Source organism: Ruegeria sp. AM7 (genome assembly GCF_056535965.1).
Genome location: NZ_JBQFJE010000001.1, coordinates 318,518 through 330,689, shown reverse-complemented (window position 1 = coordinate 330,689; position 12,172 = coordinate 318,518). Strand labels below are relative to the sequence as shown.

At 58.1% G+C, this 12,172-nt stretch carries 12 protein-coding genes; 6 read left to right on the top strand and 6 right to left on the bottom strand.

The features are described 5' to 3' along the window. The first annotated feature begins 14 nt into the window (after window positions 1-14). Window positions 15-326, top strand: coding sequence for a Dabb family protein (locus ACR3EG_RS01445; RefSeq protein ID WP_209197651.1), 312 nt, complete (start codon window positions 15-17; stop codon window positions 324-326). A 20-nt stretch (window positions 327-346) separates the two neighbouring features. Here the strand turns inward: ACR3EG_RS01445 and ACR3EG_RS01440 are convergent, their stop codons facing one another. Genes ACR3EG_RS01440 through ACR3EG_RS01425 form a run of 4 tightly spaced genes read right to left on the bottom strand, consistent with a single transcriptional unit; the run spans window position 347 to window position 4,283 of the window. After that, window positions 347-1,207: a sugar phosphate isomerase/epimerase family protein gene (locus ACR3EG_RS01440; RefSeq protein WP_480482269.1), complete on the bottom strand. Its 861-nt coding sequence runs from the start codon at window positions 1,205-1,207 to the stop codon at window positions 347-349. Between the two features lie 5 nt (window positions 1,208-1,212). Continuing rightward, window positions 1,213-2,361 carry a dihydrodipicolinate synthase family protein gene (locus ACR3EG_RS01435; protein ID WP_480482267.1) on the bottom strand — a complete coding sequence of 383 codons (1,149 nt, stop codon included), beginning with the start codon at window positions 2,359-2,361 and terminating at the stop codon, window positions 1,213-1,215. Window positions 2,362-2,370: 9 nt separating this feature from the next. Beyond that, window positions 2,371-3,141: a 3-ketoacyl-ACP reductase gene (locus ACR3EG_RS01430; protein WP_480482265.1), complete on the bottom strand. Its 771-nt coding sequence runs from the start codon at window positions 3,139-3,141 to the stop codon at window positions 2,371-2,373. After that, on the bottom strand, window positions 3,138-4,283 hold the full coding sequence (locus ACR3EG_RS01425) for an acyl-CoA dehydrogenase family protein (protein WP_480482263.1): 1,146 nt from the start codon (window positions 4,281-4,283) through the stop codon (window positions 3,138-3,140). The genes ACR3EG_RS01430 and ACR3EG_RS01425 overlap by 4 nt, the downstream gene beginning before the upstream one ends. Before the next feature lie 158 nt (window positions 4,284-4,441). Between ACR3EG_RS01425 and ACR3EG_RS01420 the strand changes: the two genes are divergently transcribed. Genes ACR3EG_RS01420 through ACR3EG_RS01410 form a run of 3 tightly spaced genes read left to right on the top strand, consistent with a single transcriptional unit; the run spans window position 4,442 to window position 6,338 of the window. Beyond that, complete coding sequence (locus ACR3EG_RS01420) at window positions 4,442-5,458, top strand: aldo/keto reductase (RefSeq protein WP_480482261.1); 1,017 nt, start codon at window positions 4,442-4,444, stop codon at window positions 5,456-5,458. Continuing rightward, window positions 5,455-5,907, top strand: a complete 453-nt coding sequence (locus ACR3EG_RS01415; protein WP_480482259.1) for a MaoC family dehydratase — start codon at window positions 5,455-5,457, stop codon at window positions 5,905-5,907. Before ACR3EG_RS01420 ends, ACR3EG_RS01415 begins: the two co-directional genes overlap by 4 nt. Window positions 5,908-5,954: 47 nt before the next feature. Continuing rightward, window positions 5,955-6,338, top strand: coding sequence for a GlcG/HbpS family heme-binding protein (locus ACR3EG_RS01410; protein WP_480482258.1), 384 nt, complete (start codon window positions 5,955-5,957; stop codon window positions 6,336-6,338). A 60-nt stretch (window positions 6,339-6,398) separates the two neighbouring features. Here ACR3EG_RS01410 and rtcR read toward each other — a convergent pair whose 3' ends face one another. Beyond that, window positions 6,399-7,967 carry an RNA repair transcriptional activator RtcR gene (gene rtcR / locus ACR3EG_RS01405; protein ID WP_480482256.1) on the bottom strand — a complete coding sequence of 523 codons (1,569 nt, stop codon included), beginning with the start codon at window positions 7,965-7,967 and terminating at the stop codon, window positions 6,399-6,401. A 173-nt stretch (window positions 7,968-8,140) separates the two neighbouring features. On the opposite strand from rtcR, the gene ACR3EG_RS01400 reads away from it, so the two are divergent. Both ACR3EG_RS01400 and ACR3EG_RS01395 read left to right on the top strand, forming a co-directional pair. Continuing rightward, a complete protein-coding gene (locus tag ACR3EG_RS01400; protein ID WP_480482254.1) occupies window positions 8,141-9,697 on the top strand; it encodes a vWA domain-containing protein in 1,557 nt (518 codons plus the stop codon). 479 nt (window positions 9,698-10,176) lie between these two features. Beyond that, a complete protein-coding gene (locus ACR3EG_RS01395) occupies window positions 10,177-11,586 on the top strand; it encodes an RtcB family protein (protein WP_480482252.1) in 1,410 nt (469 codons plus the stop codon). Window positions 11,587-11,741: 155 nt separating this feature from the next. Here the strand turns inward: ACR3EG_RS01395 and ACR3EG_RS01390 are convergent, their stop codons facing one another. Further along, a complete protein-coding gene (locus ACR3EG_RS01390) occupies window positions 11,742-12,074 on the bottom strand; it encodes a YegP family protein (protein ID WP_170356350.1) in 333 nt (110 codons plus the stop codon). Window positions 12,075-12,172 lie beyond the last annotated feature (98 nt).

Here is a 12,172-nt window from a genome sequence, read left to right as displayed (position 1 = left end):
ATGAGGGCCTAAATATGATACGTCACCTTGTTCACCTGCGCTTTAAGGACGACGTGTCCGACGAAGAAAAGGCCACGCTCTATCGGGATCTGGCCGGCCTGTCGGGTCATATCGAGGGCATTCTGGATTTCCAAAGCCGAAGCAATGTGTCGGTCGAGACCGATCTGGTGCGGGGCTTCAATGACATGTTCTGGTTTGACTTCCGCGACGAGTCCGTGCGCGATGTTTATTTGGTCGACCCTGCGCATCAGGAGGTCGGAGGCCGGATCGTGGCCAAAACGGTCAATGGCCCGGACGGTGTATTCGTGTGTGATATCGAGGTGTAGAAGACGCGGCTACACCAATGTCAGCAACAGGTGCGGAACCGGTCCACGATCACGTCCAATACCTCGTTTGGGTCGCGTTTCCACCAGTTGCCGGCCGAGAAGATCTCGACTTCGCACAGCCCTTTGTAGCCTGCGTGTTCTACAGCGGAGCGTAGGGCCCGAAGATCCGCGACACCGTCGCCCATCATGCCGCGATCCAGCAGGATATCCGTGGTATCGGCCAGCCAGTCACACAGGTGATAGCCCAGAATGCGCCCGTTCGCGCGTCGCGCCAATGTATCGGCCAGCGTTGTGTCCCACCAGACATGATAAACGTCGAGGGCAATGCCCACATTCGGTGCGCCTATCGCATCGCATACATTCAAAGCATCGGCTGCTGTCATCAGGCAAGTGCGGTTGCCCGCGGTGGCGGGGTTCAGCGGCTCGAGCGCCAGGTTTACGCCGCGGTCGGCTGCATAAGCTGCGGCCCGTGCGACGCGGTCCGCCAGGATTTTCTGGCTGTCCAGAACGCCCTTGGTGCCAGGCTCTGGTCCGCCGGTGACAATGGTCAGGACATCCGTGCCAAGCCCTGCTGCTTGGTCGATAGAGAGGTGAAAGTCATCCATGATCTGTTGGTCCGACGGCAGCGCCAGTGGTCCGGTCAGGAACGGCGTTCGGCATAGGCCAACCACTTGCAGCCCGGCTGCGCGGACCTTGTCGCCGATCTCGGCCTCACGTCCGCCCAGTTCTCGCCGCCAGAAGGTGATGCCTCCATACCCATGCGCGGCACAGGCGTCGATGATCTGCTCGGGCGACCATCCCGCACCAAACCCGTCCAGATTATGGCCCAGTGTCGCGGTATTCAGCGCGAGTGCAGAATGATCCTGCGAGAAATCGCGCATCCGGATCAGACCCCGTAGAGTTTCAGCATGTGGCGCATCCGTTCGACGGCCAGATCGGGATCGCGCAGCAAACCGCATTCGTCAGCCATTTTAAAGCAGTCAGTAAAATAGGGCAGAGACCGCGTTGCCTGCGCCCCATTCAGCATGATGAAGTGATCCTGAAACCCGTTCAGCCAGGCCAGGAATACTACGCCCGTTTTATAATATTGTGTGGGTGCCCGAAAGATATGGCGTGCTAGCGGCACAGTGGGGTCCAGCGTGGCGCGAAAGGTTGCCGCGTCACCTTCGCTCAGTTTGCTGATCGCATAGGCGGCCGCTGGGGCAAGTGGATCGAAGATTCCAAGCAGGGCATGAGAATATCCCTGATCATCACCTTCGATCAGTTCGGGGTAATTGAAATCGTCGCCGGTATACATCCGAACGCCAGCGGGAAGGCGGCGACGCATGACGACCTCTTTTTCAGCGTCCAGCAGCGAGATTTTGATCCCGTCCACCCTGTCCGCATTTGCGCTGATAACGGTCAAAGCGGTGTTCATCGCATCTTCAAACGCGTCGGAACCCCAGTACCCGGTCAGTTGCGGATCAAACATCTCTCCCAACCAGTGCAGGATGACCGGTTCGTCACAGGCGGCCAGAACATCACTGTAGACCGAGATGTAATCCTCTGGACCCCGGGCCACCCTGGCCAGCGCACGCGAGGCCATCAGGATAATGCGACCGCCAATCTTTTGGATGGCTTCGACCTGCTGCAGGTAGGCGCGGCGCACGTCGTCCAACGTCTTGGCATCTGCAGGATCAAGGTGGTCGGTGCCGCACCCATTCCCGACCAGGGCATCCGGCAGTTCCTCTTTGGTGCGCCGGATCAGTTCTAATGCGCCTGTCCAGTCCAGACCCATGCCGCGTTGGGCGGTATCCATCGCTTCGGCAATGCCCATCCCCATATCTGCAAGATAGCGTCTGAACTCCAACGTCTTTTCCCAGTCCACACGGGCTGGACCCGTAGGGTCGTGGTCGCCGAACGGGTCTGCGACCACATGCGCCGCAGAATACAGCACCCGTGCGGAATTCGGCGTCAGTTTCGAGGGCGCAACCGGCGTGCCTGTCAGGTGATAGTCCTGCAAAGCGCCGGTTGTATCGGGAAGCTGAATTTTCATCGAAACACCTTAGAACCGAGGGACCAGCATACCGGCATCCGCCGAGATCGCCTGTCCGGTTGTGTAGGGAAGCTTGCCGCTGGCCAACGAGGCTATGATGCGCCCCATATCTTCGGGCTGGCCGACGCGGGGGAACAGGGTCAGGCCATCTTTGGCGCGCTGATCATACATCTCGATCACCGGTGCGGTCATATCGGTTGAGATCAGTCCGGGCTGCACGTCATAGACCGCGATATTCTCCTGGCCCAACCGCACTGCAAAGGTTTTCGAGATCATCGCAGCGGCTGCTTTCGAGGCGCAGTATTCCGCACGCGGCGCCGCCACCGCCACGGCGTTGGATGAGGTGACATTAACGATGCTGTGGAACGCGTTGGCGTCGCGCGTGCGGCTTAGCAGCCGCTTGGTGAAGGCTTGCGACAGAAAGAACATCGCTTTGGTATTCACAGCCATGCAGCGATCATAGCTTTCTTCGGTCACTTCAAGAAGATCACCGCGTTGCATAACGCCAACGCCTGCATTGTTCACCAAGGTCGTAAGCGGGCCGATTTCTGCCTCGATTTCCGCCAGCTTGCTATCGTGTACGGCGATATCGGACACGTCGAAAGGTGCCGTGACGACCGGTACGCCCATGGCGCGAATGGTTTCTGCGGCAGCTGCAAGTTCGTCATCCGCAACGGGGCCGTTCAGGGCGATCGAGAACCCCTCGTGCGCCAGTGCAACCGCAGCGGCCAAACCGATCCCACGGGACGACCCGGTCACAAGTGCGGCCTGAGCTGTCATGCTGCGGCCCCTTTCGCCAATAGCTCTCGCGCGATGATCATACGCTGAATTTGATTTGTGCCTTCGTAAATCTGCGTGATCTTGGCGTCCCGGTAAAGGCGCTCGACTTCGAACCCCCGGATATAACCAGATCCGCCAAACACCTGCACCGCGTCCGAGGATCGCTGCACGGCCATATCCCCAGCAAAACACTTGGCCATCGAGCACGCCTTGGTCGCATCCAGCCCGGCGTCGATCTTGTAAGCGGCGGAATGTACCAGCAGCCGGGCGGCTTCGACATCTTTGGCAATATCGGCCAACAGCCATTGAACGCCCTGGAAATCCGCAATTTGCTTGCCGAATTGCTTGCGTTGTTGGGCATAATCAGTGGCGGCCTCCAAGCCGGCCTGGCCAATCCCAACGGCCAACGCAGCTATGCCGACGCGACCCTTGTCCAGCACGCTCATCATCATGTGGAACCCGCGTCCCTCAGTGCCCAGCAATGCGTCGGCGGGTAGCCGGACATCGTCAAAGGACAGGGGGCCTACCTGACTGGCGCGCTGGCCCATCTTGATCTCTTTCGGCCCGCGCGTCACACCCGCTGCGTGCAGATCGACGACAAAGATCGACATGCCGCGATGACCGGCTTCGGGATCGGTTCGTGCAAGGACAAAGCCCAGATCAGCCACGGGCGCGTTGTGAATCCAGATTTTACCACCGTTCAGAACCCAGCTGTCCCGATCGCGTACGGCTGTTGTTCGGATGCCGGACACATCCGTGCCAGCCTCGGGTTCGGTGATACAGTAAGCGGGGCGCAATTTGGCAGCCAGCAGGTCAGCCAACCACTTATCCTGTTGGTCCGCGGTGCCGTGGCGCACCAGCAAGGTGGTGACCAGCTCCAGCAATCCACACTGATCCGCAATGGAGGCATAGCCGCGCGAAAGCTCTTCCATCACCAGTGCGTAGGTGATCGTGTCAAAGCCGGGTCCGCCCATTTCTTCTGGAACGCAGATTCCAAACAGGCCCAGCTCGGCCATTTGGTCGTAGATTTCGGCTGGAAAGCGGGAATCCCGATCCAGCTCTTCGGCCAGTGGTCGGATCACATTGTCGGCGAACTGGCGGGTCATGTCCCGGACCTGAATGTGGGTTTCCGTGAGAAACATAGTTGCGTCCCATAATGTAACTAATCAGTTACTAATATGCGTTGCACCCCTGCTGCGTCAAGTGGGTTGATCGCGTCAGTCGATTGCGATAAATAACCAAACAGTTACTTATTTGAAGTGCAGTTGGGCGGGCGTAGGCTTGCTTTAGGGAGGCTTGCATGAATCCGAACACAAAAAACAAATTTGGCCGCGTCGATCTGGAGGTTACCGCATTTGGCTTTGGTACCGCGCCCATCGGGAACATCTTTCGTGAGATCGACGAAGAGACTTCGGATGCGATGATCCAGCATTCGTGGGACAAAGGCGTTCGGTATTTCGACACCGCGCCGATGTATGGCCACGGGCTTTCGGAATTGCGAACAGGCCAAAGCCTGCGCTGGAAGAACCGGGACGATTATGTGTTGTCGTCCAAAGTTGGCCGCGTACTGAAACCGGCCAAACGCAGTGATATCAATTTTGAACCGTGGACCAATGCGGCCCCATTCACGATGCATTTCGATTATACCTATGACGGTGTTATGCGATCCTTCGAGGACAGCCTGCAGCGCATGGCGCTGGAGCGGATGGATATTTGCTTCATCCACGATATCGACGTTTTTACCCGCGGCGACGAACAGCCTGAGGTGTTCAGACAGGCGATGGATGGGGCTTGGAAAGCACTGGAATCTTTGCGTGATCAGGGTGTTGTCAAAGCCATTGGCGTTGGGGTGAATGAATGGGAGGTCTGCCACGCCGCACTCGAGCAGCGAGACTTTGACTGTTTCCTGTTGGCCGGGCGCTACACGCTGCTAGAACAGGATGCATTGGATAAGTTCCTGCCTTTGTGTGAAGAACGTGGCGCGGCCGTGGTTGTAGGAGGAGGTTTCAACTCGGGCATTCTGGCAACGGGCGCGAAAGACGGGGCCAAATATAACTACGCTCCAGCCCCGGCCGAGATTATGGAAAAAGTTCGCAAGATCGAGGCGGTCTGTGCAGACTACGACGTGCCATTGCCCGCCGCTGCATTGCAATTTGTTGTAGCGCACCCGGCAGTTCCCACCTTTATGGCAGGCACCCGCACGGTCGAACAACTGGACCAGAATCTCAACTGGTTCAGCCACGACATTCCGGCTGCCTTCTGGGCGGATCTGAAAGCCAAAGGGTTGTTGCGCGAGGACGCGCCCGTTCCGCAATGACCAAAGGGCTTTCAGCGGGGCAATACGGGTACAACGACCTAAATGTCGGCGACGTGATGAAAACCGGTTCTGCTACGATAACCACGGACTTGATATCGTCCTTTGCTGACCTGACCGGAGACAAATACGCCTTGCACATCGACGACGACGTGGCGCGCGGGCTTGGGTACAAGGCTCGCGTTGCGCATGGGCTGTTGGTGCTGTCGGTTGTCGATGGGCTCAAGTTTCAATCGGATGCGAAGCCGGCAGGTCTGGCGTCGCTTGGGTGGAACTGGCGTTTTGAACAGCCTGTCTTTGCCGGAGATGAAATCAGAGCCGAGTTGACTGTAACCGCCAAACGCCTGACTTCATCGCAAAGTCGCGGCATCGTCACGTTTCAGTTCAATGTGTTCAATCAACACGATCAAATAGTGCAATCGGGCACCAATGACCTGATTTTTGACCTGTAGGTGGAGGCGATATGGTTGTTTCGATCCCTAGGCGCGTAATTTCCCAGATGGCGGCAAATAAGGCTGTCCAAACGGCCTTGGCGTTTGCTGATGAAAATGGGTGGAATGTCGCTGCGATCGTGGTCGACCTGAACGGGGATATGATCGCGGCGGGCCGCATGGATAAAACCCCCGCACCCGTTATGGCTTTCGCAATGGATAAGGCCCGAACAGCTGTGTTGGGCAAGCCCACAACCGAATTCGCCAAGCGAATGCTGTCCAGCGCCGAATTGAACCTTGGCATGGTCAACCGTCCGGGTCTATGTGCTTGGGACGGTGGCTTGCCGATCCGCGAAGATGGCGAGCTGATAGGTGCAATCGGTGTGTCGGGGGCGGCTGGACCTGACGATGTTAAATGCGCCACAGCAGGCTTGGCGTCTATTGGGCTATAATTCGGCAGTGTTTGCACACAAGACATTCAGGAATAAAAGTGTCACCGGCACGCCTGTCATTCACGCCGATAATGCGTCCCATTCCAAACCGAACTTTTGCAGGTATTTGCGTAAACGATCTGCGTCGTTTTGGGTTGTCCTCCTTTGACGGGATACGGCAAATAGTGTGCGGCCTGCCGCGCTGAGGCTAGGCGAGTTTCGGCATGTTTGAATTACCTTGGCCAGTTGGGCCAGATCAAACGGATCGATATCGTCGACCGCCGGCCCCAGAAGATCTCGGACCAATGCAAACTCGGCATCCTGCGCCGAGGCGCGCCAGTCAGATTGCAGGGTCCGGATTTCCTCGGTCACCATGGAACGCGTAATGCGCCCTCTGGGCGCTAGGGTGCACAACCGTTTCACTGAACTGCTAAAATCGCGGAAGTTTCCCGGCCACGGAGTCGCGGGGTTGGTGGCGAACCGGACGAAAGCGTCGCGTGCGTCGACATTGAAGCCGACCTGAGTACCCATTGACCGTTCAGCCCGCCCCAGTTCGAAAGCAAGATTGGCCTCGACATCTTCGCGGCGGTCGCGCAACGCAGGCAACGTGAAGCTCCACATATTCAGACGAGCCAGCAGGTCAGAGCGAAAAGCGCCCTCGGCGGATAAAACTCGCAGATCTCGGCTTGCACCTGCTATGACCTGAAACCGGGTGGACACCTCGTGGTCCGAGCCCAAGGGATAGAACCGCCCCGTTTCAATCGCATGCAACAGGATGGATTGTTCGTTCCATCCGAGTTCGTCAATCTCATCCAGAAACAGAACACCCCCATCCGCTTCACGCAATAGCCCGCTTCGTTCTGTGCCTGCCTGACCCGTAAAGCTGCGCCGCTGCCCAAACAGTGTTGCCATGGCATCGGGGCCATTCAATGTGGCGCAATTGACGTGAACCATCCGGCCCTTGACCCGCCGCCGATCCAATTTGAGGTTGTAAATCCGCTGGGCCAGTTCTGTCTTTCCCGTGCCGGTTTCTCCTAGCAACAGGATGGGTTCGTTCGAGTTGCTGGCGATCAGCTCTATCCGGTCAATCAGTGCGTTATATCGCGGATTGCGCGTTTCAATTCCGCCCTTCAATTGGTCGCTGTACTCGCGGGACAATTGGTCGAAGCGCTGCTGCAGGGCGTTGTACCTGCTGAGGTCAAGGTCAATGATGTCGAACTTAGGGATGGCGTCATCCGGTCCGGGTGGCCCTGTCTGGATCAGTCGCGCGGGGATGTGGCGACTTTCAGTAAGCAAAAACCAACAGATTTGTGCCACGTGGGTGCCGGTGGTCAGATGGACGTGATACTGCTCGCGATCTTCGTCGAACCCATAGGCGCGGGCAAAGTCGAAAAGCTTGCCGTAGACCTCCTGAAAATCCCAAGGATCGGCCAGGTCCATACGATGCAACAGAACTTCGGTTTGGGGTGACAGCTCTTCGATCTCGCGTTTTATCTGATGGGCGAGGCGATTGAACTTGTGGTCGTGCAGCAACTCAAGCCGATCGACGTTGAAGTGGTCATGGATGGTCAAGCTGGGCGTCGGTTTCCAGCGCCGCTTCTTGCCCATGTCCAGCTGCGTTCCTAGGAATCCAATGACAACGTTTTTCATGGTCTATCTAAATTTATATCTTACGATCTTGTTTTATCGTATCTCTGGTTGTGAATTTCATCAATAGTCAGGAATATCAATTAAAAACAACAAGATACCACGTTTTTAGTTTCTTTTCTTGTCGCGAGCCGTTCCGTGCCAAAACATCCTCACAAACCAATGAGGATAAGGAAATGGCGAACAAATCCGTGTTTGCATCGTTGAAGGGCCGGTTGCTGCCAAAGGCAACTGCAGTGAACGCTCATGGCGCTCCGGCTTATGCGTATTCCGATGCCCATGCTCTGGCACAGGTCGCCGTGACCGGGACTTTCGGGGGCATGTTTTATCAGTCGCCGCAAGAAGAACTGGAATACGTTCTGGATGTGGCTGAAACCGTTGAGCCAAAGTACCTGGCGCAGGCTGCGATCTATGCCCGTCAGTCGGGATATATGAAGGACATGCCTGCTGTCTTAATGGCTGTTCTGGCCCGGCGTGATCCGGTTCTGTTTCGGGCGGCTTTCACTCGCGTGGTTGATAACGGCAAGATGCTGCGCACGTTCGTGCAAGTTATCCGGTCGGGTCAAACGGGACGCAAGTCTCTGGGGTCGGCACCGAAAGCGATGGTGCAGACCTGGTTGAACACAGCGTCTGACCGGGCGCTGCTGAATGCCAATATCGGGAATGACCCGTCTTTGGCGGACGTGATCAAGATGGTGCACCCGAAACCGGCCTCGGCCGAGCGGGAGGCGCTGTTTGCCTGGATCGTCGGGCGGCCGTGCAATCTGGCATGGCTGCCGCAGGCCCTGAGGGATTGGATCGCGTTTCGGGAAACGGGCACGGGTCCGCTGCCGGACGTACCGTTCCAGATGCTGACGCAACTGGAGCTGACGCAGGTCCAATGGGCGCGGATTGCGCGCAAGGGCTCGTGGCAGATGGTGCGGCAGAACCTGAACACATTCCAGCGTCACGGCGTTTTCGACGTGGCCCGCAACGTGGATCACGTGGCTGCTTTGCTGCGCGACCCAAAAGCCATCGCCAAGGCACGGGCCTTTCCGTACCAGTTGATGGTGGCCGCGCAAAACGTGGTGCCGGATATGCCGCGCCCGATCGTGGACGCGCTGCACGACGCGATGGAGATCGCCGCGCAGAATGTGCCGCAGGTTGCGGGGCAGGTGGTTGTGTGCCCGGACGTGTCGGGCTCGATGACGTGGTCCGTGACCGGGTATCGTCCGGGGGCGACCTCGGCCGTGCGGCACGTGGATGTGGCGGCGCTGGTGGCGGCGTCCTTCCAACGGGTGAACCGCGGGTGTCAGGTGTTGCCGTTCGATTTCGACGTGCGTGATGTGCGTCTGGAACCGCGCGACACGATCCTGACCAATGCCGAGCGTCTGGCCGCACTGGCCGGAGGTGGGACGAACTGTTCCGCGCCGCTGGCCTGGCTGAACAAGCGTGGTCGCGCACCGGATCTGGTGGTGTTTGTGTCTGACAACCAGTCGTGGGTGGATGCCCGCGCTGGTGGTCAGGCCACAGCGATGTTGAAGGAGTGGGAGGTGATCAAGCGTCGCAACCCGAAGGCCAAGCTGGTCTGCATCGACATTGCCCCATACGGGACCACGCAGGCGCAGACGCGTGCCGATGTGTTGAATGTCGGCGGGTTCTCGGATGCGGTCTTTGACCAGATCGCGGCTTTTGCCAGCGGTCAAACCGGCCCGGATCATTGGGTCGCTGAGATCGAAAAGATCGACGTATAAACAAGGCTCGGGCGGTGCGCCGCCCCGGCCATCAGAACAACATCAGGCAGAATGCCGGTGGGACTACATCGCTGTTACCGATCCGCGCCCGTTGCGGGCGCTGTCTCACCACCCCTTGTCTGCCTGACCCGAACAAAAGGACGTATCTCGGCGAATGCCGGTGGAACTACAGATTTCGACTCTCCAGGTCGCGGGTTCGAATCCCGCTCGTCCGAGCCCCACGGGGACGGACGGTAGCTCAGTCGGGTAGAGCAGGGCGTTTCACCAAACTCTTGTCGTCGAGACCCAAAACGAAAGGACACCCCCGGCGAATGCCGAAGGAACTACATGGCACCTCAGGGACAGGTCGAGCGGGTTCAACTCCCCTCCGTGCCGGCGCCCATATGGCAAACGCATCTGCCCATTCAGATGCGGGGCGGGCCTCCCGAACTGTTTCTTCCCCACTTGTCGCCGGGGCCTGAATTTGAGTGAATATGATGATGGAAAACACATTTGATCCCGTAACGGGCGAACACCTGAAAGACTGGGGGCATCGCCCGGGCAAGCAATTCCCCGCACTGCTGGCGCGCGCGAATGAGATGCGCGCCGAAGGCTTTGGCCTGGTGCGCATCCGGCAGGAGCTGGAGGGCGAGATCCCTCCGATCCCACCAACAATGGATCTGCGCGGGCCCGGCGAGGTGCAGTTTCACGAGAATATCGACGCCAGTGCCCCGGATGAGGAAGACAATGTCGACAAAGTCCGCGAAACGATGACCGCGCTGATGCGGACCCCGACGATTGAGGCCGGGGCGATCATGCCCGATGCTTGTCCGGCCGGTCCGATCGGCACGATCCCGGTTGGCGGCGTCGCCGCGGCGCGCAATGCGATCCATCCGGGGATGCACTCGGCCGACATTTGCTGCTCGGTTATGATCACCGATCTGGGGAATGCTGACCCAAAGGCCGTGCTGGATGCGGCGCAGTCAGTGACCCATTTCGGTCCGGGCGGTCGGCCGCAGGGCAAGCGCTTCACAACCTCGCTGAAACTGCTGGATGCGTTCCGTGAAAATCCGTTTTTGGACAACCCGAAATCGCTGCGCATGGCGCAGGAGCATATGGGGACGCAAGGCGACGGGAACCATTTCCTGTTTGTCGGCAGGTCACGCAAAACCGGGCGGACGGCGATTGTGACCCATCACGGCTCGCGCGGGCCGGGGGCAGTTCTGTATAAGAACGGCATGGCCGTCGCGCATCGCTTCCGCAAGGAGCTGTCGCCGGGTACGCCGAAGCAAAACGCCTGGATTCCGGCTGACACGCAGGAGGGGCGCGACTATTGGGATGCCCTGCAACTGATCCGCAAATGGACCAAAGCCAACCACAACGCGATCCATCAAGCAACGGTTGAGGTCGCGCGTGTGGGCGATGTCGGGGACCGGTATTGGAACGAACACAACTTCGTCTTCAAGCGGGGCGATCTGTTCTATCACGGCAAGGGCGCAACCCCAGCGTGGGGTGATTATGCCGCCGATGCGACCGGGCTGACTCTGATCCCGCTGAACATGTCCGAGCCGGTTCTGGTCGTGCGCGGCAAAGATGCGGGTCATGGTCTGGGCTTCAGCCCACATGGGGCGGGGCGGAATTTTTCGCGTTCCGAACATAAGCGCCGGATGGGGTCCGTTACGCCGGATGAGATGTTGAAGGCGGAAACCGAAGGTCTGGATATTCGCTTCCATGCCGGCGGTGTGGATGCCTCGGAACTGCCGTCCAGCTATAAAAGCGCGGACAGCGTTGTGGCGCAGATCAAATCCTATGATCTGGCCGAGATCGAGGATTATATCGACCCCTACGGCTGCATCATGGCCGGTGATGTGCCGCCGTTCTGGAAAAACAAGAAGAAAGGCCGCAGGTAGCTGCGGCCTTCGTCATTTGTACGCGTTGGTCGGGATTTTGATGAAGCCCTCATTTGTATCTAGCTCGGTCGTTCCCGAAAGCTCTAGTCAGCTGTGCTTCGCCAGCTGGTTGGGGTAATAACCAGCCCGGCCGACGTCTGCGGGTCGCAGTTGATTTAGGTTAAATCCTCAACCCGTGCGTCAGGTGCATTTCGTTTAACGGATTCGATCCCGTTGTCGCGTGCAGAGGTGGTTGTGTAGCTTTCGCTTGTGCCGATTACCTGACCATTGCTGGCTTTCAGATTGAACATATGGCCACCGGATTTGGTTTCCTTGCGTTCGAATCTTTCGTCGCTCGGTGCGTTTGTCTTGACGGATGAAATACCGTTCTCGGCGCTTGCTTTCTGGACATAGCCTTCGCTGGCCAGAATGATCTCACCGTTTCCGGCTTTCAGCCGAAACCTGAACTCTCCAGCCTTGTCTTTGTAAATCTCAAATTTGCCAGCCATGTGATATCCCTCAATACTATTGCAATCCTTGCTTGCGATGTTGCTACGTTTGCAACGCGGCAACAAGAGTTTTCAGGATATTCAGGGTTTGCACGTGA

Bases quoted from the DNA above. Each gene is read 5' to 3' on its own strand.
- ACR3EG_RS01445 (WP_209197651.1), top strand. From the start codon at position 15: ATGATACGTCACCTTGTTCACCTGCGCTTTAAGGACGACGTGTCCGAC.
- ACR3EG_RS01440 (WP_480482269.1), bottom strand. From the start codon at position 1,207: ATGCGCGATTTCTCGCAGGATCATTCTGCACTCGCGCTGAATACCGCG.
- ACR3EG_RS01435 (WP_480482267.1), bottom strand. From the start codon at position 2,361: ATGAAAATTCAGCTTCCCGATACAACCGGCGCTTTGCAGGACTATCAC.
- ACR3EG_RS01430 (WP_480482265.1), bottom strand. From the start codon at position 3,141: ATGACAGCTCAGGCCGCACTTGTGACCGGGTCGTCCCGTGGGATCGGT.
- ACR3EG_RS01425 (WP_480482263.1), bottom strand. From the start codon at position 4,283: ATGTTTCTCACGGAAACCCACATTCAGGTCCGGGACATGACCCGCCAG.
- ACR3EG_RS01420 (WP_480482261.1), top strand. From the start codon at position 4,442: ATGAATCCGAACACAAAAAACAAATTTGGCCGCGTCGATCTGGAGGTT.
- ACR3EG_RS01415 (WP_480482259.1), top strand. From the start codon at position 5,455: ATGACCAAAGGGCTTTCAGCGGGGCAATACGGGTACAACGACCTAAAT.
- ACR3EG_RS01410 (WP_480482258.1), top strand. From the start codon at position 5,955: ATGGCGGCAAATAAGGCTGTCCAAACGGCCTTGGCGTTTGCTGATGAA.
- rtcR (WP_480482256.1), bottom strand. From the start codon at position 7,967: ATGAAAAACGTTGTCATTGGATTCCTAGGAACGCAGCTGGACATGGGC.
- ACR3EG_RS01400 (WP_480482254.1), top strand. From the start codon at position 8,141: ATGGCGAACAAATCCGTGTTTGCATCGTTGAAGGGCCGGTTGCTGCCA.
- ACR3EG_RS01395 (WP_480482252.1), top strand. From the start codon at position 10,177: ATGGAAAACACATTTGATCCCGTAACGGGCGAACACCTGAAAGACTGG.
- ACR3EG_RS01390 (WP_170356350.1), bottom strand. From the start codon at position 12,074: ATGGCTGGCAAATTTGAGATTTACAAAGACAAGGCTGGAGAGTTCAGG.